Below are 23110 nucleotides of genomic sequence, written 5' to 3'. Positions count from 1 at the left end.
TGCGGTGGGACGCAGAGGGCCGAAGTCTACCCGGTTAGCATGGCCGGGTGACTCCCGCGAATATCGCCGATGCTGTCCTGACCGCCGCAAAAGCCGTCTTCACGGCCCGCGGCCTCGACCTGGCGGCCCTGCCGGCAGCGGCGACGGTGGAGCGTCCGCGCAACCCGGAGCACGGAGATTACGCCACCAACCTGGCTCTTCAGGTCGCCAAGAAGGTCGGCGCGAACCCGCGCGATCTCGCCTCGGCCCTGGCCGCGGAACTCAGCAAATTCACAGGGATCGCTGCTGTGGAGATCGCCGGGCCGGGCTTCCTCAACATCCGGGTGGACGCGGCGGCGGCGGGGGAGCTGGCCCGCCTGGTCGTCACCCAGGGTGCGGCGTACGGGCACGGCACGGCGCTGGCCGGGCTGCGGCTGAACCTGGAGTTCGTGTCGGCGAACCCGACCGGCCCGATCCACCTGGGCGGGGTGCGCTGGGCCGCGGTCGGCGACGCGCTCGCGCGGCTGCTCAAGGCGGCGGGCGCGGACGTCACGACCGAGTACTACTTCAACGACGCCGGTTCGCAGATCGACCGGTTCGCCAAGTCGCTGCAGGCCGCGGCGCGCGGTGAGGCGACACCGGAGGACGGCTACGGCGGCGCGTACATCGCCGAGATCGCCGAGGCGGTCCAGGCCAAGCACCCCGGCGCGGACGACCTGGAGACGTTCCGGGTCGAGGGCGTCGAGCTGATGTTCGCGCAGATCAAGTCGTCGCTCGCCGAGTTCGGCACGCACTTCGACGTGTACTTCAACGAGAAGGACCTGCACACCAAGGGTGAACTGGACCTGGCCCTGGAGCGGCTGCGGGCGCAGGGGCACATCTACGAGGCCGACGGCGCGACCTGGCTCCGGACCACCGACTTCGGCGACGACAAGGACCGGGTGCTGCGCAAGAGCGACGGCGAGTGGACCTACTTCGCCGCCGACTGCGCCTACTACCTGGACAAGCGGGAGCGGGGCGCGGAGAAGATCGTCATGATGCTGGGCGCCGACCACCACGGCTACGTGGGCCGGATGCGCGCCATGGCGGCCTGCTTCGGCGACGACCCGGACGTCAACCTGGAGATCCTCATCGGGCAGCTGGTCAACCTGGTACGCGACGGCCAGCCGATGCGCATGAGCAAGCGCGCGGGCACCGTGGTGACCATGGAGGACCTGGTCGAGGCGATCGGCGTGGACGCCTCCCGCTATGCCCTGGCCCGGTACAGCATCCACTCGCCGATCGACATCGACGTCGACCTGTGGACCCGGGCGACCCGCGACAACCCGGTCTACTACGTGCAGTACGTCGCCGCCCGCTCCGCGAGCGTCGCCCGCAACGCGGCCGAGCTGGGGCTGACCAGGGATACGGGCGAGTTCGACCCGGCGCTGCTGGCCCACCCGAAGGAGCTGGAGCTGCTCAAGGCGCTCGGCGACTATCCGGCCGTGGTGGCCGGCGCGGCCGAGCTGCGGGAGCCGCACCGGGTGGCGACCTACCTGGAGACCCTGGCCGGGGACTACCACCGCTTCTTCGACAACTGCCGGGTGCTGCCCATGGGGGACGCACCGATCGAGCCCGTCAACGTCGCCCGGCTCTGGCTCAACGACGCCACTCGCACCGTCATCGCCAACGGCCTCGGCCTGCTCGGCGTGACCGCCCCTGAACGGATGTGAACAGCCTTGCGCGCACATGAGGCCGGTGCCCTGCACGGAGACTTCGGGCACCAGGGACCTTCCTGGCTGCGTACACCCGCTGACGTGAACGAGCTGATGGCGCCGCTGTGGCCGCGTACCGCGACCAAGGACGACGCGGGTGTGCTGCGGGTCGGCGGCCGGGACGTGACCTCCCTGGCCGAGGAGTTCGGGACGCCGGCGTATGTGCTGGACGAGGAGGACTTCCGGGCCCGCTGCCGCGACTTCAAGCAGGGCTTCGCGGGCGCGGACGTGTACTACGCGGGCAAGGCGTTCCTGTGCCGGGCGATCGTGCGCATCCTGGTCGAGGAGGAGATGAACCTCGACGTGTGCAGCGGCGGCGAGCTGCGCACCGCGCTGGCGGCGGGCATGGATCCGGCGCGCATCGCGCTGCACGGCAACAACAAGTCGGTACGCGAGCTGACCCGCGCCGTCGAGAACGGGGTGGGCCGCATCGTCGTCGACTCGTTCGACGAGATCGAGCGCCTGTCGGCGATCGCCCGCGAGCGCGGGGTCCGCCCCCGCGTCATGATCCGGGTGACCGTCGGCGTGGAGGCGCACACCCACGAGTTCATCGCGACCGCGCACGAGGACCAGAAGTTCGGCTTCTCGCTGGCGGGCGGCAAGGCGTTCGAGGCGGCACGGCTGATCCTGGAGCAGGACACGCTGGAGCTGCGCGGCCTGCACTCGCACATCGGCTCGCAGATCTTCGACACGTCGGGCTTCGAGGTCAGCGCCCGGCGCATCCTGACCCTGCAGGAGCGCATCCGCACCGAACTCGGCGCGGAGCTGCCCGAGCTGGACCTGGGCGGCGGCTTCGGCATCGCGTACACCAGCCAGGACACGCCGTCGCCGGCCGCCGACCTGGCCGAGCGGATGTTCAAGATCGTGGCGGACGAGTGCCGCGGCCTGGAGCTGGCCCAGCCGCACCTGTCCGTGGAGCCGGGCCGGGCGATCGTCGGCCCGTCCACCTTCACGCTGTACGAGGTCGGCACCGTCAAGCCGCTCGACGGCCTGCGCACGTACGTGAGCGTGGACGGCGGCATGAGCGACAACATCCGCACCGCGCTGTACGACGCGTCGTACTCGGCGACCCTGGCGTCACGTGCGTCACAGGCGGAGCCGATTCTTGCCCGCGTGGTGGGAAAACATTGTGAGGCGGGGGACGTGGTGGTGAAGGATGAATTCCTGCCTGCCGACGTCCGGCCCGGAGATCTTATCGCGGTGCCCGGCACGGGCGCCTACTGCCGGAGCATGGCCAGCAATTACAACCACGTGCCGCGGCCGCCTGTCGTGGCGGTGCGGGACGGGCAGGCGCGGGTGATCGTGCGCAGGGAGACCGAGGACGATCTCCTGGCGTTGGACGTGGGGTAGGGCGCGATCTCGCCCCTGCCAGGTTGAGCGTTACGGGAGACGAAGTGGCTGACTCGGTCAAGGTGGCGTTGCTGGGATGTGGCGCCGTCGGCTCGGAGGTCGTACGCCTGCTGCACGAGCAGGCCGACGACCTGACGGCGCGTATCGGCGCACCCGTCGAGCTGGTCGGCATCGCCGTACGCAGAGCGGGCCGGGACCGGGGCGAGCTGCCGGTCAGCCCCGACCTGTTCACCACGGACGCCCTCGGCCTGGTCAAGCGCGACGACGTGGACGTGGTCATCGAGGTGGTGGGCGGCATCGAGCCCGCCCGCACCTGGCTGGTCGAGGCGCTGCGCGCGGGCAAGTCCGTGATCACGGGCAACAAGGCGCTGCTGGCCGAGGACGGCGGCAGCCTGCACGACGCCGCCGCCGAGGGCGGCGCGGACCTGTACTACGAGGCGTCGGTGGCGGGCGCGATCCCGCTGCTGCGCCCGCTGCGCGAGTCCCTGCACGGCGACCGCATCACCCAGGTCACCGGCATCGTGAACGGCACCACGAACTTCATCCTCTCGGCGATGGACGCCACCGGCGCGGGCTTCTCCGAGGCCCTGGAGGAGGCGACCGCCCTCGGTTACGCCGAGGCCGACCCGACCGCCGACGTCGAGGGCTTCGACGCCGCCGCGAAGGCCGCGATCCTGGCCAGCCTCGCCTTCCACACCCGGGTGAAGGCCGCCGACGTTTACCGCGAGGGCATCACCGAGGTCAGCGCGGCCGACGTGGCCAGCGCCAAGGCGATGGGCTGCACGATCAAGCTGCTGTGCATCGCGGGCCGCACCGCCGACGGCGGCGTCAGCGTCCGCGTGCACCCGGCGATGATCCCGCGCACCCACCCGCTGGCCGGGGTCGGCGAGGCGTTCAACGCCGTGTTCGTCGAGGCCGAGGCCGCCGGGCAGCTGATGTTCTACGGCCGCGGCGCGGGCGGCGCCCCGACCGCCAGCGCCGTGCTCGGCGACCTGGTCGCCGTGGGCCGCAACCGCCTGGCCGGGGTGCGCGCCGCCAGCGAGTCCGCTTACGCCGACCTCACCGTCCACCCGATGGGCGAGGTCCGCACCCGCTACCACGTCTCCCTCGACGTCGCCGACCGCGCCGGCGTCCTCGCCGCGGTGGCCGGCGTCTTCGCCCGCCACGACGTCTCCATCGCCACGGTCAACCAGTCCGGCCGCGGCGACGAGGCCATCCTGGTCATCGTCACCCACTCCGCCCCCGACTCCGCACTGGCCGCCACCGTCGCCGAACTCCGCACCCTCGACTTCGTCCGCGCCGTGGCCTCCGTCCTCCGGGTCGAGTTCTAGCCCAGGCCCGCCCCGCGGGCCGAGGCGTCGATCATGAACTTATGGCACGGGTCGACGGCGTGTCGGTGACATAAGTTCATGATCAACGGTGGAGGATGCGCGCGTCTCGCTGCGTGGAACCCGAGTGGAGTTACGGGCGGAGAGACGGCAAGGTACTCGATGACACTCGGTAAGGAGGCCAGCATGTGGCGTGGGTTGATCGAGCAGTACCGGGACCGGCTGCCGGTGACGGACAAGACGCCCGTGATCACGCTGCACGAGGGCAACACGCCGCTGGTGCCCGCGCCGGTGCTGTCCGACCGCACCGGGTGTGACGTCTACCTGAAGGTCGAGGGCGCGAACCCGACCGGCTCCTTCAAGGACCGGGGCATGACGGTCGCCGTCTCCACCGCCGTCGAGCACGGCGCGAAGGCGATCATCTGCGCCTCGACCGGCAACACCTCCGCCAGCGCCGCCGCGTACGCCGCCCGCGCCGGCATCACCTGCGCGGTGCTCGTGCCGCAGGGCAAGATCGCGCTGGGCAAGCTCGCCCAGGCGCTCGTGCACGGAGCCAAGCTGCTGCAGGTCAGCGGAAACTTCGACGACTGCCTGGCGATGGCCGGCAAGCTGTCCCAGGACTACCCGGTGGCGCTGGTCAACTCGGTGAACATCGACCGGCTGCACGGGCAGAAGACCGCCGCGTTCGAGATCGTCGAGGCGCTCGGCGACGCGCCGGACATCCACTGCCTGCCGGTCGGCAACGCCGGCAACATCAGCGCGTACTGGATGGGCTACAACGAGGACGTAGCGGCGGGCAACGCCACGAAGGCCCCGAAGATGTACGGCTTCCAGGCCGCCGGCTCCGCCCCGATCGTCAACGGTGCGGTCGTGCCGAACCCGTCGACGATCGCCACCGCGATCCGGATCGGCAACCCGGCCTCGTGGACCAAGGCCCTGGACGCGCGCGACGCGTCGGGTGGTCTCATCGACGCGGTCACCGACCGGGAGATCCTGTCGGCATACCGGCTGCTCGCCCGGGAGGTCGGCGTCTTCGTCGAACTGGGTTCGGCGGCCAGTGTCGCGGGCCTGCTGCAGGCGTCGGCGGCCGGCAAGGTGCCGCACGGCTCGCGCATCGTGTGCACGGTGACCGGGCACGGGCTCAAGGACCCGGAGTGGGCCATCTCCACCGCGCCCGCCCCGACCACCATCGGCAACGACCCGCTCGCCGCCGCCCGCGAACTCGGCCTCGCCTGACCTGTCCGTGACGTGCGCCCCGTGGATCGGGGTGCACGTCACAGCGCGCCCGTGATCCGTGAGATCGCTCTCAGGTGTACGGTGCCTACGTGCTCAGGGTCCTTACGCGTAGCGCCGACTTCCGCCGCCTGTTCCTCGCCGAGGTCATCGTCTTCGGGGCGGACTGGTTCGTCATGGTCCCGCTGCTGGTGCTGCTCAACCGGGAGACCGGCCAGGGACTCTGGGGCGGCCTGGCACTCGCCGTGGAGACCGGCACCGTCGCGCTGCTCCTGCCGTACGCGGGCACCATCGCCGACCGGTTCAACCGCAAGCACATCCTGATCGCCTCGAACCTCTCCGCGCTCGTCGCCGTCGGCGGCCTGTTCCTGGTGCGCGGCCCCGGCGCGGGCCCGATCGCCCTCGTCGCGCTGGGCGCGCTCGCCGCGGCGAAGGCGTTCTACACCCCCGCTGCCAACGCCTCGGTGCCCAACCTGGTGGACCCCGCCGACATGGGCCCGGCGATGGCCGTCAACGGCACCGCCTGGGGCACCATGACCGTGGTCGCCTCGTCGCTGGGCGGCCTGGTCACCGAGTGGCTGTCCCCGTACGCCTGCTTCGGCCTGGTCGCGGTCAGCCTGCTGACCTCGGCGCTGCTGACCTCGCGGATCAAGCGGCCGACCCAGGACTCGCTGCCGGCCGTGTCCCGTCCGGCGTTCGCGGCGATCCGCGAGGCGCTGGGCTACCTGCGGCGCGAGCCGCGGCTGCTGGCCCTGGTCACCGTGAAGTCTGCGGTGGGCACCGGCAACGGCCTGCTGGCCACGTTTCCGCTGATCGCGGCGACGTTCGGGGTCGGCGCGCGCGGGCTGGGCCTGATGTTCGCGGTGCGCGGCCTGGGCAGCGTGGTCGGCCCGTTCCTGTTCCGGGCCGCGCTGGCCCGGCCGCACTGGCTGTTCCCGGCGCTGGCGCTGTCCATGTCCACCTACGGCCTGGTGTACGTCGGCGTGGCCGGGGCGGGCTGGTTCCCGCTGGTGCTGGCCGGCATCTTCCTGGCGCACGCGGCCGGCGGCGGCAACTGGGTGATGTCGAACTACGCCATCGCCCAGGAGGTGCCCGACGAACTGCGGGGGCGGGTCAACGCCACCGACACGATGATCGCCATGCTCGCGGTGACCGCTTCTCAGCTGGTCGTGGGCGCGTTCGTGGACTCGGTGGACTGGCGGGTGCTGGTCGCCTGCTGCGGCGTCACCACGCTGTCGTACGCGGTCGGCTGGTTCCTGGTCACCCGGCGCATCCCCACCCAGACCCCGGTGCCGGCGCTCGCCGACTGACGCCCGCCGCCGCTCACCGTTGATCGCTCGACTTGCCAGGCAAGTGGGCGAAAGCGGGTTCAAGATACGCACGGGTGCCAGGCAAATCGGGCGGTCTTGACGGGAAGAGAAGTGGCTTGACACCTCCTGCTAGCTTGGTGATATCACTTCGATATGAGGAGTCGCCATGCAGCGTAAGGCGTTCCGGATCTCCGGGTTCATCATGGTTCTCGTGGCGCTGCTGGTGGCAGCCGCCATGGTCGCCGTCATCGCCGCGAACGTGGGCGTGCCGGGCACCGACGCAGCCATCGGCGTGGCCGTCGCGGTGGGCACTCTGCTGCTCGTGCTGATCGCGACCGGGTTCATCGTGATCAGCCCCAACGACGCCCGGGTCATCCAGTTCTTCGGCAAGTACGTCGGCACGATCGGCGAGCCCGGTTTCCACTGGACCTGGCCGCTGACGGAGAAGACGAAGATCTCGAAGCGGGTGCGCAACTTCGAGTCCAACCGGCTGAAGGTCTCCGACGCCGACGGCAACCCCGTGGAGATCGCCGCCGTCGTGGTGTGGCGGGTCGTGGACACCTACGCCGCCAAGTTCGCGGTGGACGACTTCGCGCACTTCGTCGAGGTGCAGGCGGAGACCGCGGTGCGGCACCTGGCCACCAGCTACCCGTACGAGGCGCACGCCAGCGGCCGGGCCAGCCTGCGCGACAGCGCGTCGGTCAGCGACGAGCTCACCGCCGAACTGCGCGAGCGGGTCACCCTGGCCGGCGTCGAGGTGGTCGAGTCGCGGATCACCCATCTCGCCTATGCTGCGGAGATCGCGCAGGCGATGCTGGCCCGCCAGCAGGCGCAGGCCATCGTCGCGGCGCGCTCCACCATCGTGGAGGGCGCGGTCGGCATGGTCTCCAGCGCGCTGGAGCAGCTGCGCGAGCAGGGCGTGGTCGAGCTGGACGAGGAGCGCAAGGCGCAGATGGTGTCGAACCTGCTGGTGGTGCTCTGCGGTGACCGCAACGCGCAGCCGGTCGTCAACGCGGGCACCCTCTACTGAGGACATAGCGTGCCTGAACGCAAGAAACTGCTGCTGCGGCTGGATCCCGCGGTGTACGACGCGATCGCCCGCTGGGCGGCCGACGATCTGCGCAGCGTCAACGCGCAGATCGAGTACGCCCTGCGGGCCGCGCTGAAATCGGTGGGGCGGCCGGTCGACCGCCCCACCGCGGCCACGTCCGACGGCGGTGGTTCAGCCACCGACGAGGAGCCTGACGACTGAACCGCCGATCGTCCACGGCGGACAGCGCTGCTACAGCGGCGATCCGGGAGTCAGCACGGCGTTCTCGACCACTGGCGGCCGGCGCCGCCCGGCGAACACCGCGCCGATCAGCAGGCCGGTCCAGACCAGGTGCATCAGCCACAGGATGAGGGCGACCACGCTGATCAGGGTGTAGCGGCCTTCGCCACCGTCCTCGATCACCGAGCGGATTCCGAAGGCCTGCCACCAGGTGCTGATCACGAAGGTCACCGCGCCCAGGCCGGTGGCCGCGACGGTGAGAGCGGTGGCCAGCGAGCCGAGGCGGGCGCGTTGGGCCAGCGCCGCGATCAGGCCGGCGATCATCAGCAGTACGCCGACGAGCTGGGGCAGGATGATGCCGAGCAGCGACAGGTCGAACGATTCCACAGGTTCTCCCGAGGGGTGGGCGACCCCGACACCGTATCGAGCGCCTGCCATGCGTCGCGGAGCCGCTCCCGAGGAGTGGGCGGCCGCGCCACCGGATCGGCCGGGCGGCCCGTGCCCGGCCCTACCATGACGATCGTGACGATCTCCTTCGCGCCCGGGGCGTACACCGTCCACGCGCCCGCCACCAGCGCCAACCTCGGACCGGGCTTCGACGCCCTGGGCCTGGCGCTGGACCTCTGCGACGAGGTCACCGCCTGGGTGGCCGAGGACGGCAAGACCACCGTCGAGGTCACCGGCGAGGGCGCGGGCGAGCTGCCCGGCGACGAGACCCACCTGGTCGTACGCGCCATGCGGGAGACGTTCGCCGAACTGGGCGCCCAGCCGGTGGGCCTGGGGCTGAGCTGCTACAACCGGATTCCGCAGGCGCGCGGCATGGGCTCGTCCAGCGCCGCGATCACGGCCGGGGTGACCCTGGCCAACGCGCTGGCCGGGGGCAGGCTGACCCGGGCCGACGAGGTGCGCATCGCGGGCCGGATCGAGGGGCACCCGGACAACATCGCCCCGTGCCTGCTGGGCGGCTTCACCATCGCCTGGACCGAGGCGGGCGGGGCGCGGGCCGTGGCGCTGCCGGTGGCCGCGGAGATCCGGCCGACGGTGTTCGTGCCCGCTGTGCGCGGCCTGACCGCCCACGCGCGGGCCGCGCTGCCCACCACCGTGCCGCACGCCGACGCCGCCTTCAACGCGGGCCGGGCCGCCTTGCTGACCCACGCCCTGACCAGCGCCCCGAGCCTGCTCTTCCCGGCCACCGAGGATCGCCTCCACCAGGGCTACCGGGCCTCGGGAATGCCGGAGACCGCCACCCTGGTTGCACAGCTGCGGGAAGCAGGTGTGGCCGCCGTGGTCAGCGGGGCCGGGCCGAGCGTCCTGGCGCTTTCGCCCGTGCCGTCCGGTTTCGAGGCGGGTGGCAGTTGGTTGGCACACACTCTTGCGGTGTTCGCTGGTGGCGCCCGCGTATCGGCGGGTAGGATCCCTGGTTAGAAACCGGGGCGTATCACCTGTCTTTTGCAGCATTTCAGACACGCCGAGTAGCCCGGTGTTGCCGCTGGTCTCAGTCGTTGATTACGCTCTAGGGCAGCACAGCCGCGAAGCGCCCGATCTTGCGGGGCGGCGTTACCGGAGCTCGGTTCAGACGGACACGTTAGCCAGACGGCCGTCCACCCCCAGTCCTATGCCTGCCGCAGACTGATCGCACGCTCCAGGCGTGTCCACGCCGTCGATTATGGACGGCGGCGGAACGCCGTCGTGACTGCGCGAAAACTCCCGTAGCGCTCTGGGTGAGCACCACGGGTTTCCGAGGCCGCCCGGCCGCCAACTGTCGTAAGAAGACCCGGGCTGCCCCGGCCAATCGAGGGAAGGAATCCATTGAGCGACACCACCGACATGACGTCGGATGTCTCCCACGTCGCTGACGACGCCTCCACCGGCCGGCGCCGCCGCTCCGCCGGCAGCGGTCTCTCCGCGAAGCTGCTGCCCGAGTTGCAGACCATGGCAGCGGGGTTGGGTATCACGGGCACCGCACGCATGCGCAAGGGCGAGCTGATCGCCGCGATCACGGCCAGCCAGGGCGGTGGCGCACCGCGCCCCCGTGCTGACGTCGCCGCGGCCGCCGCACCGGCTCGCGAGGAGGTGCGGGCCGAGGTCCGCGAGGCGGCGGGCGAGTCCGCGCCGACAGCAGCAGAGGGCACCGAGCCGCGGGGCGAGCGCCGTAGCCGCCGCAACGCTCCGGAGCCCCGTGGTGAGGCGGAGGCGCCGGCGGAGGGCCGCGAGAACCGTCGCGAGTCCCGCCGTGAGCGCGCCGAGCGGGGCGACCGGGCCGAGCGCGGCGACCGGGCCGAGCGCGGCGACCGGGCCGAGCGCGGTGACCGGGCCGAGCGCGGAGAGCGCAACGCCGACCGCGGCGAGCGCGCCGAGCGGGGCGAGCGTCCTGAGCGCGGTGACCGGCCCGAGCGCGGGGAGCGTGCCGAGCGCGGCGACCGCCAGGAGCGCGGGGAGCGTGCCGCCGACCGGGGCAGTGACCGCGGTCCGGACCGCGGCGGCTTCGACGGTGACGAGGACGGCGACGGCCGTCGTGGCCGGCGCAGCCGGTTCCGTGACCGCCGGCGTGGCCGCGAGCGCGGCGAGACCGTCGGCGCGAGCGGTGGCGGCGGCGAGCCGCACGTGGGTGAGGACGACGTGCTCGTGCCGGTCGCCGGCATCGTGGACGTGCTGGACAACTACGCCTTCGTGCGCACCACCGGCTACCTCTCCGGCCCCAACGACGTCTACGTGTCGATGTCGCAGGTGAAGAAGTACGGCCTGCGCCGCGGCGACGCCATCACCGGCGCCGTCAAGGCCAGCCGCGACGGCGAGCAGCGGCGGGACAAGTACAACCCGCTGGTGCGCCTGGACACCGTCAACGGCATGGAGCCCGAGGAGGCCCGCCGCCGTGGCGAGTTCTACAAGCTCACTCCGCTGTACCCGCAGGAGCGCCTGCGCCTGGAGACCGAGCCGCACATCCTCACCACCCGGGTCATCGACCTGGTCATGCCGATCGGCAAGGGTCAGCGTGCGCTGATCGTGTCCCCGCCCAAGGCCGGCAAGACCATGGTCCTGCAGGCGCTGGCGAACGCGATCACGAACAACAACCCCGAGTGCCACCTGATGGTCGTGCTGGTCGACGAGCGGCCTGAAGAGGTCACCGACATGCAGCGCTCGGTCAAGGGCGAGGTCATCGCCTCGACGTTCGACCGGCCGCCGCAGGACCACACCACCGTCGCCGAGCTGGCGATCGAGCGGGCCAAGCGCCTGGTCGAGCTGGGTCACGACGTGGTGGTGCTGCTGGACTCGATCACGCGTCTGGGCCGGGCCTACAACCTGGCCGCGCCGGCCTCCGGCCGCATCCTGTCCGGTGGTATCGACTCGACCGCGCTGTACCCGCCCAAGCGCTTCCTCGGCGCGGCCCGCAACATCGAGAACGGCGGCTCGCTCACCATCCTCGCCACGGCGCTGGTGGAGACGGGCTCCATGATGGACACGGTCATCTTCGAGGAGTTCAAGGGCACGGGTAACGCCGAGCTCAAGCTCGACCGGAAGATCGCCGACAAGCGCATCTTCCCGGCCATCGACATCGACCCGTCCGGCACCCGCAAGGAGGAGATCCTGCTGGCGCCGGAGGAGCTGGTCATCGTGCACAAGCTCCGTAAGGTCCTGCACTCGCTGGACTCGCAGGCGGCCCTGGACCTGCTGCTCGACAAGCTCAAGCAGACCCGGACCAACATCGAGTTCCTGATGCAGATCGCGAAGACCACTCCCGGCGAGTGATCTGAGCGAACAAACGGCAAGGGCCGGCACCGCGAGGTGCCGGCCCTTTCGCGTGTACGGGCTCAGCCCGCCTCGGCCGCCTCGACGATCAGGTCGGTGACCGGGCCGGGCTGAGAGGCCGGCGAGGCGTGGCCCGCGTCCAGCTCGATGGTCCGCCGGGTGCCCATGCGCTCGGCCATGCGGCGCTGGTTGTCCGGGTTGATCATGCGGTCCTGGGTGGAGACCTGGTACCAGGTCGGCTTGGCCCGCCAGGCGGGCGCAGTGATCGTGTCACCGAAGGTGGAGGCCAGGGGCGCTTTCTGGGTCACCGCCATGACCAGGGAATCGTCGGCGGGCAGGTCCTGGCAGAAGCCGTGGACCAAGACGATGGTCGGCTTGTCTGCCATAGCTCCCAGGCTAGATCCGGCCCGGGTCGCCCGGGGCCGGATCGCGGATGGTCCGGGATCGGGGGATGTGCAATTACCTTTCGGGTTCTATTGTTTGACTGAAGTTTTCCTTCAGGCATCCGCACTGCCGCGCGCGCCTCTCCGGAGGGGACTGCACTGGCGGCAGCACCCCACACCCCCGGGAGGAACCGTGCCTTCACGAAGGCGGATACACCCCCTGCTCACTGCCCTGACCGCGCTCACCGTGACCGCCGGAACGGCCCTGTCACAGCCTGCCGCCGCCGCGCTGCCCACCCCCGCGGGATCGGGGCAGGACGGCGGCGTCGTGGTCGGACCCGACTACGTGGACACCCCGACCAGCACCCGGCCCGTCGCGCCCGGCGTCACCCTGACCTCGTTCGACCGGTACGACGCCCGTGGTTTCCTGCGCGCCGACGCGCTCACCGTGGACCTGTCCGGCAGCGCCACCGTCGACTACGTGTTCCCGGGCGCGGTCGCGGCCACCCAGCCGCTGTCGCAGCAGTTGGCCGCCCGCGACGACAAGCGGGTCGTCGGCGCGGTCAACGGCGACTTCTTCGACATCAACAACTCCGGCGCGGCACAGGGCGTCGGCATCCAGGGCGGCGAGCTGATCCAGGCCCCGATCGCCGGCCACCACAAGGCCGTCGGCTTCACCGCCGGTGACGTGGGCCGCCTGGTCGAGGTGTACTTCGAGGGCACGGCCACGCCCGACGGCGGCGCCGCGCTCGCGCTGAGCGGCTTCAACACACACGTCCTGGGCGCGAACGCGATCGGGGTGTACACCGGCCTGTGGGGCGACTTCGGCCGCGCCCGGCCGGTGACCGGCGCGGGCCGGGTCACCGAGGTCGTGCTGCGAGACGGGGCGGTCGAGTCCGTCTCGGCGACACCGGGCAGCGGCGCGATCGCCGAGGGCACCCAGGTGCTGCTCGGTCGCGAGGCGGGCGCGGACGCGCTGGCGGCGCTGACCCCGGGCACCCGGGTCGCGGTCGCCTACCGCCCGCGCAGCTCCGACGGCGGCGAGCTGACCACGGCCATCGGCGGCAACGCGTGGCTGGTGCGCGGCGGGCAGCTTGCCGACGGGGCGGTCGTGGACAGCGACAACCCGCGCAGCGCGGTCGGCTTCGACGCCACCGGCACGAAGATGTACCTGCTCACCGTGGACGGTCGGCAGGCCGACAGCCACGGCCTGACCCTGCGCGACCTCGCGGTGATGATGCAGCGCCTGGGCGCGCACGACGCCCTGAACCTGGACGGCGGCGGCTCGTCGACGCTGCTGGCCCGCGAGCCCGGCACCGCCGCGCCGCAGATCGAGAACGCGCCGTCGGACGGCAGCGAGCGGCCCACGCCCAACGGCCTCGCGGTGCTGTCGCCGGTCGGCACCGGACGGTTGAGCGGCTACTGGGTCGAGACCGCGACGGCCCCGATGACCGCGCCGACGCTCAACGACGTACGCGGGGGACGGCCGGACCGGGTCTTCCCCGGGCACTCCCGGCGGCTGACCGCGGCCGGCTACGACGAGACCTACGGCCCCGCGACGGGCACCCCGTCCTGGAAGGTGTTCCCCGTGCTGTCCGGCCGCGTCGTCGACGGCTCCTTCCGTGGACTCCTGCCGGGCGAGGCGACCGTCACCGCGTCCCGCGGATCGGCGTCCGGGCAGCTCACCATGACCGTGCTGAACCGGCTGGAGCGGATCAGCCCGACCACCGGGCGGCTGTCGCTGGCCGGGACGGGCAGCACCGGCAGCTTCGGCGTGCTGGGCTTCGACCGGGATGCGCTGAGCGCGCCGATCGAGGCCGGCGAGGTCCAGCTCAGCTACGACACGTCGGTCGTGGACATCGCCCCGGACGGGGCGGGCGGCTTCCGGGTCACCGGCAAGGCCGACGGCGGCACCGTGGTCGAGCTGACCGTCGACGGCAAGACGACGCGGGTCGGCGTCACCGTCGGCTCGCGCGAGGTGGTCGTCGCGAACTTCGACGACGCCGCCGCGTGGAAGTGCACCACCGCGCGGGCGACCTGCGCGGTCTCCGCCGTGCCGGGCCACGACGGGCTGGGTCTGCGCATGTCGTACGACTTCACCCAGTCCACCGGCACGCGCACCTCGTACGCGACCCCGCCGGCGCTCATCGAGCTGCCCGGGCAGCCGCTCGCGGTCAGCATGTGGGTCAACCCGGAGGCCGGGCGGGGTGAGTGGGCGCGGCTGCAGGTGTACGACGCCACCGGCGCGCTCGTCCCCGCGTTCAGCGGGCCGTACCTCACCGGCACCGGCTGGCAGAAGATCGAGTTCCCGGTCCCGGCCGGGCTGCAGCACCCGCTCAAGTTCCGCTGGTTCTACCCCGCGGAGATCAAACCGGAGGCCTCCTACACCAACGCGATCGTCATCGACGACCTCGCCGTCAAGCTCCCGGCCACCATCGACGTCCCGGCCGACCCGGCGTACGAGCGCGATTTCGTGATCCGCGACGGTGCGGCGGCCGACGAGCCGTGGCGCTTCGCGGTCATGTCCGATGCCCAGTTCGTGGCCCGCAACCCGGACAGCGACCTGGTCCGCAACGCCCGCCGCACGCTGCGCGAGATCAAGGCCGCGGCACCGGACTTCCTCGTGATCAACGGCGACTTCGTGGACGAGGCCGCGCCCGCCGACATCGCGCTGGCCAAGCAGATCCTCGACGAAGAACTCGGCGGCACGCTGCCGTACTACTACGTGCCGGGCAACCACGAGATCATGGGACCGGGCAACCTGGACAACTGGCGGGCCGTGTTCGGCGAGACCCACCGCGTCGTCGACCACCGGGGCACCCGCCTGGTCATGCTCGACTCGGCCAAGGGCACGCTGCGCGGCGGCGGGTTCGACCAGGTGCTGATGCTGCGCCAGGCGCTGGACGAGGCGGCCCGCGACCCGGCGATCGGCTCGGTCGCGGTGTTCTTCCACCACCCGCCCCGCGACCCCACGCCGGTGCAGGCGAGCGAGCTGGCCGAAGCGAAGGAGGTGGCCACCGTCGAACGCTGGCTGGCCGACTTCCAGTGGGCCTCGGGCAAGGGCGCGGCCATGGTGAACAGCCACGTCGGCACGTTCGCGGCCAGCGAGGTCGACGGGGTGGCGTACCTGATCAACGGTAACTCGGGCAAGGCCCCGTCCACCTCGCCCGCCGAGGGCGGCTTCACCGGCTGGACCATGGTCGGCGTCGACCCGGTCAGCCCGCTGGAGTGGCTGGTGCCTCGGCTTTTCCCGCAGGCCGGAGTGGCGGACTGGTTCCACGCCGAGATCCGCCCGCACGTGGACACGCTGGACCTGACCGCGCCCGCGACTCTGGCCGTCGGTGCCGGCGGGCCGGTGTCCGCCGTGGTCACCCAGGCCGGCCGGGCTGTTCCGGTGGCCTACCCGGTCTCGGCGGACTGGGCGGGCACGGTCCACATCGGCCCGGCGCGGACGGCTCCGCGTGACGCGGTCGCCGCGTACGACCCGGCGACCGGGCAGCTCACCGCCCTGCGCCGGGGCACCGCCACCCTCACCGTGACGGTCAACGCCGTCACCGCCACCACCACGATCACCGTCCCCTGACCCGCCGGACCGGGCCGGGCCTCGCCCAGTCGGGCCCGGCCAGGCGCGGCCCCTGGTCAGCCAGGCGGGGAGGGCCGCGGCAGGCGGGAGGGCCGCGCCGGGTGGCGCGGGGTGCGAGAGGTGGGGCTCGGTCAGGGGACCAGTTCGGTGACGGGGATGGTGGCCCAGTCGAGGCGGGGGACCGTGATGACGTCGCCGGGGTGGAAGACGCCGGTGGACTCGTACACGTCGGTCTCGTCGAGTTGGTAGGTGTGCACGACCAGCTCGGGCAGCGGCTCGATGCGCCAGTAGCAGGGGATGCCGGCGTCGGCGTACTCGGCGGGCTTGTGTTTGCGGTCGGCGGTCTGCGTGCCGGGGCTGACGATCTCGACGGCGAGCAGCACGGCCTTGGGCGGGAAGCTGAACCAGTCGAGGTTCACCGCGTCCTGGCGCACCACCAGCACGTCGGGATTGCGCCGGTGGTCGTCGGCGATGCGGATCTCCTGCTCGTGCAGCGCGGTCAGGTGCTCCGGGCACCGGCGGAGCAGGCTGGTGACGAGCCTCATCATGACGATCTGGTGCCGGGCTGTGGGAGGCGTCATGACGTGCAGCACTCCGTCCACGAGCTCGATCCGGGGATCCGGGGGCAGGGCGTCGTACTCGTCAGGGGTTACCGTCACCGCGCTCGGCAGCGTGATGTGCGCCCCGTCCTGGGCGACCTTCGGCGACGGCCTGTTCATCTCGTCCTCTCGACCTATGTCTGTCCATCCATGTTAGGAAGGGCACCTTCCACTACCAATAGCGATGGCAAGGTGCCCTTCCTTCGGGTCAGAAGTCGCCCTCGGCGACCTGGAAGACGGTGAGGCCCAGTTCGCGCCACATGCGGACGACCTGGTTGCGGTCGTCGAGGACGGCTACGACGTACCAGGTGTCGCGGATGTGCTCATCGAAGATCTCGCGCTTGACCACGGAGTCCTTGCGCGGGTCCCCGGTCTCGCGCATGTGCAGGGCGGCGTACGGGACGCCGACGTGCTTGTCGAGCCAGGCGGCGGTGGAGTCGCGGCAGGCGTCGACGCGGCCGGAGCAGTAGACGATCGTGTGGCCCGCGGCGTGCAGGGCGCGGACGGCGTCGATCACCGGCTGGTGCGGCAGGTCGAGGTGGACGCGGGTGTGGTCGTACGGGCTGCGGTCGCCCATCAGCGCGACCGTGCCGTCCAGGTCCACGAGCACCGCCCGGGGCAGGCCGGGCTTCGGCTCGTAGACCAGGCGCGGGCCGCGCTGCGGCAGCACCAGCGGCTCGCGGCGGCCGGCGAGGTAGCGCTCGTGCATACCCTCGATGACCTCGGGGCCGACCCGCTCGGCCGCGGGCCGGGCCGCGTCGCGCTCCAGGCAGACGGCCAGCGGCACGTCGGTGAAGTCGCGCACGGTCACCTGCGCGCCGCAGTCGATCGCCAGCTCGGCCAGCTCGCGGACGACCCTGGCACGCAGGTTCGTGTCGTCGCAGATCACGTCCGCTCCCGCCTTCAGCAGCGCCTCCACCTGGGCCCGCTGCGCCACGGTCACCTGCCGCTCCGCCCAGCCCGCACCGAGGTTGCCGCCGTGCAGCATGCGGCGCAGGTCGTCGCGGTTGACCCGGACGCCGGGCTGCTCCTTGGCCCAGGTGGTCTTGCCCGAGCCGGGCAGGCCGCGGGTGATGGTGAGGGTGGGCATCGCATCGGCTCCTGTCGTGGTCACTCGTCGTCGAAGGTACGGCCGTGCGGGCGCTCGTCGCCGTCGGGCTTGAGCTCCTCCCACAGCTGGCGGCGGTACGGCTTGCCGTCCAGGTGCGCGAACAGGTATCCGCGCAGCGGGTGCCGCCCGGCGACCATGGCGTAGTCCTTGCGGGCCCAGCCCTCGGGCAGCCCTTCCATGATCTCGTCGTGCGCCTGCTCGACCTGCTTCTCCAGCTCGGCGAGGCCGGCGGTGAGGCGGGTGGCCAGCTCGGTGACCCAGCCGTGGAACTCGTCGGGCAGCGGCTCGGCGATCTCGGCGACCGTCGCGCCCTCGCCCAGCGCCGCCCACACGCCGCGGGCACTCAGCCCGGTGACGATGCGGTGCAGGTGCACGTACTCCGTGTACTTGATCTTCACGCGGGCGTCCGTGGCGAGCGCGTGCACGACCAGACCCTCGCGGCCCGGCCGCGCCGGGGCGGCCAGCGCCTGCTCGAACGTCGGGTACGCGAACGTCTCCACCACCGGGCCGGGCCAGCCCGCCACCGCCCCGGGCGGCAGCGAGCGCCCCGTCGCGATCTCCACCGCGCCGAGCAGCACCAGGTCGTTCAGGCCGCCGTAGTCGACCACGATCCGGTTGCCCGGGTAGATGATCTCCACGAGCACGGTCAGGCCCGCCGGCGGCGACCAGTGCGGGTAGCGCTCGCGCAGCAGCGCCGTGGCGTGCCGGGCCTGGTCCGAGGCGAACGAGCCGCGGGTGGCCACGGCCGGGCCGTCCGGGGTGGGGTAGACGATGCCCAGCGAGCCGTCGGCCTTGTCGGTCACCACCACCGGCTCGTCCAGGCCGATCGCGGCAGCGCCCGGCTGCCCGTGGTTGAAGAACTTGACCAGGGGCCGCGCCAGCACCGTCCCGGCGGCATCACAGATCAACCCGCGGCACGCCAGTGTCACCTCGTCCCACGCGTTCGCGTACGTGCACTTCTCCGTGTAGTTGTAGATCGTCAGCGGCAGCTCCGGATGGGTCTGCGCGCGGACGAGCCCCTCGGCCATGGCGCGGTCCAGGGCGTCGGGCGGGAAGACAGCGGCGAGGGTCGTTGTTGTGGTGGGGGACATGGCCGGAGACGCTACGAGAATCGTTCGCGAAACGCAGCCGAGTTAGCCGCTGAAGATCGCGATCGGGACGGATGGCATACTGGTCAGTCGGCCACCGGGACTGGTTCACGCCCGAGCTGTCCGGACGGGCGTCCGGCAGTGATGACAGCGACCCAGCGCCCATGAAAACGAAAGGACCGAGGCTATGAAGTCCGGTATCCACCCGCAGTACAACGAGACCACCGTCACGTGCTCCTGCGGCAACACCTTCACCACCCGCAGCACCGCCAAGGGCGGTTCGATCCACGCTGAGACCTGCAGCGCCTGCCACCCGTTCTACACGGGCAAGCAGCGCGTGCTGGACACCGCGGGCCGGGTGGCCAAGTTCCAGGCCAAGTACGCCAAGGTTCAGAAGAAGGACGCCAAGTAGCTGTCGTGACGACGCCCGCTCCGTACCCACGGAGCGGGCGTTGTGCTGTTGCAGGTCATACCGCTGTCGAGTGAGGATTCGGACATGAGTAACGAACGGCTCACCGCGCTGCTGGCCGAGTACGCGGAGCTGGAGGCGCGGCTGGCGGACCCGTCGATCCACGCCGACCAGGCCGCGGCGCGCAAGGTGGGGCGGCGCTTCGCCGAACTGACCCCGATCCACAAGACCGCGCATGAGCTGGAGTCGCTGCGCGCCGATCTGGAGGCCGCCCGCGAGCTGGCCTCGATCGACCCCGACTTCGCGGCGGAGGCGGTCAGCCTGGAGCAGCGCCTGCCGGAACTGGAGGAGAAGCTCGCCGAGCTGCTCGCCCCGCGGGACCCCAACGACGCCAAGGACGTGATCCTGGAGATCAAGTCCGGTGAGGGCGGCGAGGAGTCCGCGCTGTTCGCGGGCGACCTGCTGCGCATGTACCTGCGCTATGCCGAGCGCCGTGGCTGGATCACCGAGGTCCTCGACTCCCAGGACTCCGACCTGGGCGGCGTCAAGGACGTCTCGGTCGCCATCAAGACCCGCGGCGTGCCCGACGGCGGCTACGGCGTCTGGTCCCGCCTCAAGTGGGAGGGCGGCGTGCACCGCGTGCAGCGCGTCCCCGCCACCGAGTCCCAGGGCCGCATCCACACCTCTGCCGCGGGCGTCCTGGTCATGCCCGAGGCCGAGGAGACCGAGGTCGAGATCGACGCCAGCGACCTGAAGATCGACGTCTACCGCTCCCAGGGCGCGGGCGGCCAGTCCGTCAACACCACCGACTCGGCCGTCCGCATCACCCACCTCCCCACCGGCACGGTCGTGACCTGCCAGAACGAGCGTTCCCAGCTGCAGAACAAGGACCGGGCGATGCGCATGCTGCGCGCCAGACTCGCCCAGCTCGCCGAAGAACAGGCCCTGGCCGCCGCGGCCGACGCCCGCAAGGCCCAGATCCGCACCGTCGACCGCTCCGAGCGCATCCGCACCTACAACTACCCCCAGAACCGCATCACCGACCACCGCATCGGCTACACGGCGTACAACCTGGACCTCGCCATCGGCGGCGACATGGACGGCGTCCTCGAAGCCCTCACCACCGCCGACCGCGCCGCCCGCCTGGCCGGCGAGACCGAACTCTCCCGCGCCTGACCCCTGCCGCGCCCCCGGCCGCCAGTGAGATCATCCGACTTGCCGGGCAGGTGTGCGTATCTTGAACGCGCTTTCGCCCAGTTGCCTGGCAAGTCGAACGACCTTGGTGCGTGCCGCGCCCGGCTCACTGCCGGGCGGGGTGGCGGCCGGCACGGGCGGTCAGTGGCCGGCGGAGTCGTAGCGGCGCAGGCCGAGGCGGAAGACGAGGCGGGCCAGGAAGACGCAGTAGAGGGCGACCAGCGGGGTGAGCAGGCCGATCCAGGCGGATTCCTTGCCCAGTAGCCAGGAGGCGGGGAAGTAGCTGATGAAGGCGTACGGGACCAGGACGGTGAAGGTCGCGCGGACCGCCAGGCCGTAGATGCTGAGCGGGTACTTGGCCATGTCGCCGGTGCGGATCAGGGTCATCGCGAAGACGGGGTGGTTGCCGCCGACCCAGAACGACGCCGCGTTGCCCACGACGATCAGCGACAGCAGGATGGCGGCGCTGGAGGCGAAGAGCAGCAGCCCGCCGGCGACGCGGGTGGCGCTCCAGTCGATGTCGGAGTTGGCCAGGCCCCAGGCGATCATCGCGCCGCCGCCGATGAAGTCGCCGATGCCGTGCAAGCCGATGCCCGCGCTGACCACCTGGGTGAGCACCGGGGCGGGCCGGACCAGGGGGTAGTCCAGCTCGCCGTGGTTGATCTTCCCGGCGAGCCGCCAGGTGCCCTCGAAGAAGAGCGGGCCGAGGCCGTTGACGAGGCCGTACGTCCCGGCGAGCAGCACCGCCTCCGGGTACGACCAGCCGTTGAGGGCCGGCACGTGGGCGAAGACGGCGCTCAGGAAGATCAGGTTGAGCACCTGGAACAGCAGCCCGGCGACGATGAGCACCCAGAAGTCGGCCTCGTACTCCAGCACCGCGCGCAGGTGCGCGCCGAGGCTGCGCCGGTAGATCCGCAGCGTGCGACGCACGTCAACCTCCGTGGACGGTGAGGGCGCGCAGCGCGCGCCGCCAGATGAGCCGGGCTCCCCACCACAGCGCCAGCACCCAGGCGGCCTGCACGGCCAGCAGCCGCAGGGCCTCCCAGCCGGTGGCCTGGCCCAGGTAGAGCGCGGCGGGGGTGGCGGTGATGCTGGCGAACGGCAGCACCGAGGCCGGGCCGGCCAGCCACGCCGGCAGCAGCGCCAGCGGGATCAGCGCGCCGGAGAACAGGGTGACGATCGCGTCCTTGGCCCACGAGACGCCCATGAAGTTCTGCGTCCAGAAGCAGGCCATGGTGGTGATGTACGCGATGGTGAACTTCAGTGGCGCGACCATCAGGAAGCTCACCGCGAACAGCAGCGCCTGCGCCGGGCCGGGCACGATCAGGTCGCCGGTGAAGGCCACGATGGCCGTCGCCGCGACGGCGATCGCGATGAACTCCGTGGCCAGGCCGCCCATGTGTTCGCTGAACCGGGCCCACTGGTAGTCCAGCGGTTTGGTCAGGTCGGTGGCCACGTGGCCCTCGAAGATGCGCGAGGCCATCCACCAGTCGCCGTACGCCGAGCCGATGGACGCGGTCGCCCAGCCCACCAACAGGTAGGCCTTCATCTGGTGCCAGTCGTAGCCGCCGATCGCACCCTCGGACAGCAGCGCATGCCACACCGCCAGCGAGCCGGCCAGGAACGTCGCGCCGCCGATCCACAGGATCAGCGAGTTCAGCCGGTAGGTGAGGATGCGCCGCGTCGACATGCGCAGCAGCCCGAGATAGGGCTTCACGCCCGCACCCCGCCGCGCCCGCCGGGCGCCGAGTTCAAGGACGTGCTCGCTCATCGCAGCAGCTCCCCTGCGTACACCTTGCGCACCACGTCCTCGATGGCCGGCTCGTCCAGGTGCAGCTCGCCGACCTCGACGATCTCCAGCACGGCTGCGATGAGCTGCCCGGCGGTATGGGTGAACCGGTCGAAGGTGAGCGTGACCTCGGTGGGACTGTCGCCCGCGACGACCTCGACGTCGGGCAGCCGCTCGGCGAGCTTCTCCACCGGGGTCGGCTCGGCCAGTTGCAGGTGCATGCGGCGTACCCGGGCGAAGCGGTCCTTCATCTGGGCCAGTGGACCGTCGAAGATCTTGCGGCCCTCGTCGATGATGACGATCCGCTCGCACACGTCCTCGATGTCGCCCAGGTCGTGCGTGGTCAGCATGAGCGTCGTGCCGTCCTGGCGCAGCTCCCTCAGGAACTGCCGGACCCGGTCCTTGACCGAGATGTCCAACCCGATGGTCGGTTCGTCCAGGTAGACGATCTTCGGCTGGTGCAGCAGCGCGGCGGCCAGGTCGGCGCGCATGCGCTGGCCCAGCGACAGCTTGCGGGCCACCACGGGCAGCAGGTCGGCCAGGCCGAGCACGTCGTCGAGGCGTTCCAGGCGCTGCCGGTAGAAGGCGGGGCTGAGGTCGTACATGTCGCGCAGCAGGGCCAGCGATTCACGGACCGGCAGGTCCCACCACAGCTGGGTGCGCTGGCCGAACAGCACGCCGATGTTGCGGGCGTTGACCATCCGGTCGGTGTGCGGCTCGGCCCCGGCCACCCGTACCGTGCCCGCCGTCGGCACCAGGATGCCGGTGAGCAGCTTGATCGTCGTGGACTTGCCCGCCCCGTTGGGCCCGACGTACGCCACGGACTCGCCCGCCTCGATGGACAGGTCGATGCCGTCCACCGCCCGGAACTCCTTGAACCTGCGCTGCACCAGATGTTTCAGCGAGCCGCGAAGACCCGGATCCTTCTCCGGCCGACGGAAGATCTTCGTCAGGCCACGGGCCTCCACCAACGACATGCGCCG

20 protein-coding genes are annotated in these 23110 nt (G+C 71.4%); 12 read left to right on the top strand and 8 right to left on the bottom strand.

Going from position 1 to position 23110, the window contains the following annotated elements; translation table 11 throughout:
• Positions 1-47 precede the first annotated feature (47 nt).
• The 7 genes from argS (at position 48) to AB0B35_RS10630 (ending at position 8206) form a co-directional block, all read left to right on the top strand.
• On the top strand, positions 48-1691 hold the full coding sequence (gene argS / locus AB0B35_RS10660) for an arginine--tRNA ligase (RefSeq protein WP_361043335.1): 1644 nt from the start codon (positions 48-50) through the stop codon (positions 1689-1691).
• Between the two features lie 6 nt (positions 1692-1697).
• Positions 1698-3083 (top strand): diaminopimelate decarboxylase, encoded by a 1386-nt coding sequence (gene lysA, locus AB0B35_RS10655; RefSeq protein ID WP_361043332.1) that lies wholly within the window; start codon positions 1698-1700, stop codon positions 3081-3083.
• A 44-nt stretch (positions 3084-3127) separates the two neighbouring features.
• Positions 3128-4414, top strand: a complete 1287-nt coding sequence (locus AB0B35_RS10650) for a homoserine dehydrogenase (protein WP_361043329.1) — start codon at positions 3128-3130, stop codon at positions 4412-4414.
• 183 nt (positions 4415-4597) lie between these two features.
• On the top strand, positions 4598-5647 hold the full coding sequence (gene thrC, locus AB0B35_RS10645; RefSeq protein ID WP_203698788.1) for a threonine synthase: 1050 nt from the start codon (positions 4598-4600) through the stop codon (positions 5645-5647).
• An 89-nt stretch (positions 5648-5736) separates the two neighbouring features.
• On the top strand, positions 5737-6954 hold the full coding sequence (locus AB0B35_RS10640) for an MFS transporter (RefSeq protein WP_361043326.1): 1218 nt from the start codon (positions 5737-5739) through the stop codon (positions 6952-6954).
• Positions 6955-7120: 166 nt separating this feature from the next.
• Positions 7121-7984: an SPFH domain-containing protein gene (locus AB0B35_RS10635; protein ID WP_361043323.1), complete on the top strand. Its 864-nt coding sequence runs from the start codon at positions 7121-7123 to the stop codon at positions 7982-7984.
• Between the two features lie 9 nt (positions 7985-7993).
• Positions 7994-8206, top strand: a complete 213-nt coding sequence (locus tag AB0B35_RS10630) for a hypothetical protein (RefSeq protein WP_361043321.1) — start codon at positions 7994-7996, stop codon at positions 8204-8206.
• A 30-nt stretch (positions 8207-8236) separates the two neighbouring features.
• Here AB0B35_RS10630 and AB0B35_RS10625 read toward each other — a convergent pair whose 3' ends face one another.
• Positions 8237-8611 carry a hypothetical protein gene (locus AB0B35_RS10625; RefSeq protein WP_361043318.1) on the bottom strand — a complete coding sequence of 125 codons (375 nt, stop codon included), beginning with the start codon at positions 8609-8611 and terminating at the stop codon, positions 8237-8239.
• Positions 8612-8737: 126 nt separating this feature from the next.
• Here AB0B35_RS10625 and thrB point away from each other — a divergent pair, with 126 nt between their 5' ends.
• Together thrB and rho are read left to right on the top strand one after the other, a co-directional pair.
• Positions 8738-9649 (top strand): homoserine kinase, encoded by a 912-nt coding sequence (gene thrB, locus AB0B35_RS10620; protein ID WP_361043316.1) that lies wholly within the window; start codon positions 8738-8740, stop codon positions 9647-9649.
• A gap of 384 nt (positions 9650-10033) precedes the next feature.
• Positions 10034-11971 carry a transcription termination factor Rho gene (gene rho, locus AB0B35_RS10615; RefSeq protein ID WP_361043313.1) on the top strand — a complete coding sequence of 646 codons (1938 nt, stop codon included), beginning with the start codon at positions 10034-10036 and terminating at the stop codon, positions 11969-11971.
• A 62-nt stretch (positions 11972-12033) separates the two neighbouring features.
• Here the strand turns inward: rho and AB0B35_RS10610 are convergent, their stop codons facing one another.
• Entirely contained in the window at positions 12034-12399 is a 366-nt protein-coding gene (locus tag AB0B35_RS10610; protein WP_361043393.1) for an alpha/beta hydrolase, read from the bottom strand.
• Between the two features lie 148 nt (positions 12400-12547).
• Here AB0B35_RS10610 and AB0B35_RS10605 point away from each other — a divergent pair, with 148 nt between their 5' ends.
• Positions 12548-15937, top strand: coding sequence for a phosphodiester glycosidase family protein (locus tag AB0B35_RS10605; protein ID WP_361043310.1), 3390 nt, complete (start codon positions 12548-12550; stop codon positions 15935-15937).
• 131 nt (positions 15938-16068) lie between these two features.
• Here AB0B35_RS10605 and AB0B35_RS10600 read toward each other — a convergent pair whose 3' ends face one another.
• From AB0B35_RS10600 to AB0B35_RS10590, 3 genes are all read right to left on the bottom strand, one after another.
• Positions 16069-16656, bottom strand: a complete 588-nt coding sequence (locus AB0B35_RS10600; protein ID WP_361043307.1) for a Uma2 family endonuclease — start codon at positions 16654-16656, stop codon at positions 16069-16071.
• 88 nt (positions 16657-16744) lie between these two features.
• Entirely contained in the window at positions 16745-17626 is an 882-nt protein-coding gene (locus AB0B35_RS10595; protein ID WP_361043304.1) for an AAA family ATPase, read from the bottom strand.
• Between the two features lie 20 nt (positions 17627-17646).
• Positions 17647-18738, bottom strand: coding sequence for a 2'-5' RNA ligase (locus tag AB0B35_RS10590; RefSeq protein ID WP_361043301.1), 1092 nt, complete (start codon positions 18736-18738; stop codon positions 17647-17649).
• 184 nt (positions 18739-18922) lie between these two features.
• Between AB0B35_RS10590 and rpmE the strand changes: the two genes are divergently transcribed.
• Together rpmE and prfA are read left to right on the top strand one after the other, a co-directional pair.
• On the top strand, positions 18923-19147 hold the full coding sequence (rpmE, locus tag AB0B35_RS10585; protein ID WP_360520943.1) for a 50S ribosomal protein L31: 225 nt from the start codon (positions 18923-18925) through the stop codon (positions 19145-19147).
• An 84-nt stretch (positions 19148-19231) separates the two neighbouring features.
• Entirely contained in the window at positions 19232-20320 is a 1089-nt protein-coding gene (prfA, locus tag AB0B35_RS10580) for a peptide chain release factor 1 (RefSeq protein WP_360520941.1), read from the top strand.
• Between the two features lie 159 nt (positions 20321-20479).
• Here prfA and AB0B35_RS10575 read toward each other — a convergent pair whose 3' ends face one another.
• The 3 genes from AB0B35_RS10575 to AB0B35_RS10565 are packed head-to-tail and all read right to left on the bottom strand — an operon-like array spanning position 20480 to position 23104.
• Positions 20480-21268 carry an ABC-2 family transporter protein gene (locus AB0B35_RS10575; RefSeq protein ID WP_361043299.1) on the bottom strand — a complete coding sequence of 263 codons (789 nt, stop codon included), beginning with the start codon at positions 21266-21268 and terminating at the stop codon, positions 20480-20482.
• 1 nt (position 21269) lies between these two features.
• The gene (locus AB0B35_RS10570; RefSeq protein ID WP_361043296.1) at positions 21270-22109 is read right to left on the bottom strand and encodes an ABC-2 family transporter protein; all 840 of its coding nucleotides are present in this window, start codon (positions 22107-22109) and stop codon (positions 21270-21272) included.
• Complete coding sequence (locus tag AB0B35_RS10565) at positions 22106-23104, bottom strand: ATP-binding cassette domain-containing protein (RefSeq protein ID WP_361043294.1); 999 nt, start codon at positions 23102-23104, stop codon at positions 22106-22108. Before AB0B35_RS10565 ends, AB0B35_RS10570 begins: the two co-directional genes overlap by 4 nt.
• Positions 23105-23110 lie beyond the last annotated feature (6 nt).

This window comes from Catellatospora sp. NPDC049133 (assembly GCF_040648455.1).
GTDB classification, from domain to species: Bacteria; Actinomycetota; Actinomycetes; order Mycobacteriales; family Micromonosporaceae; genus Catellatospora; species Catellatospora aurea.
The sequence above is the reverse complement of the archived record's forward strand: the minus strand, read 5'-3'. Positions and strand labels throughout refer to the sequence as shown.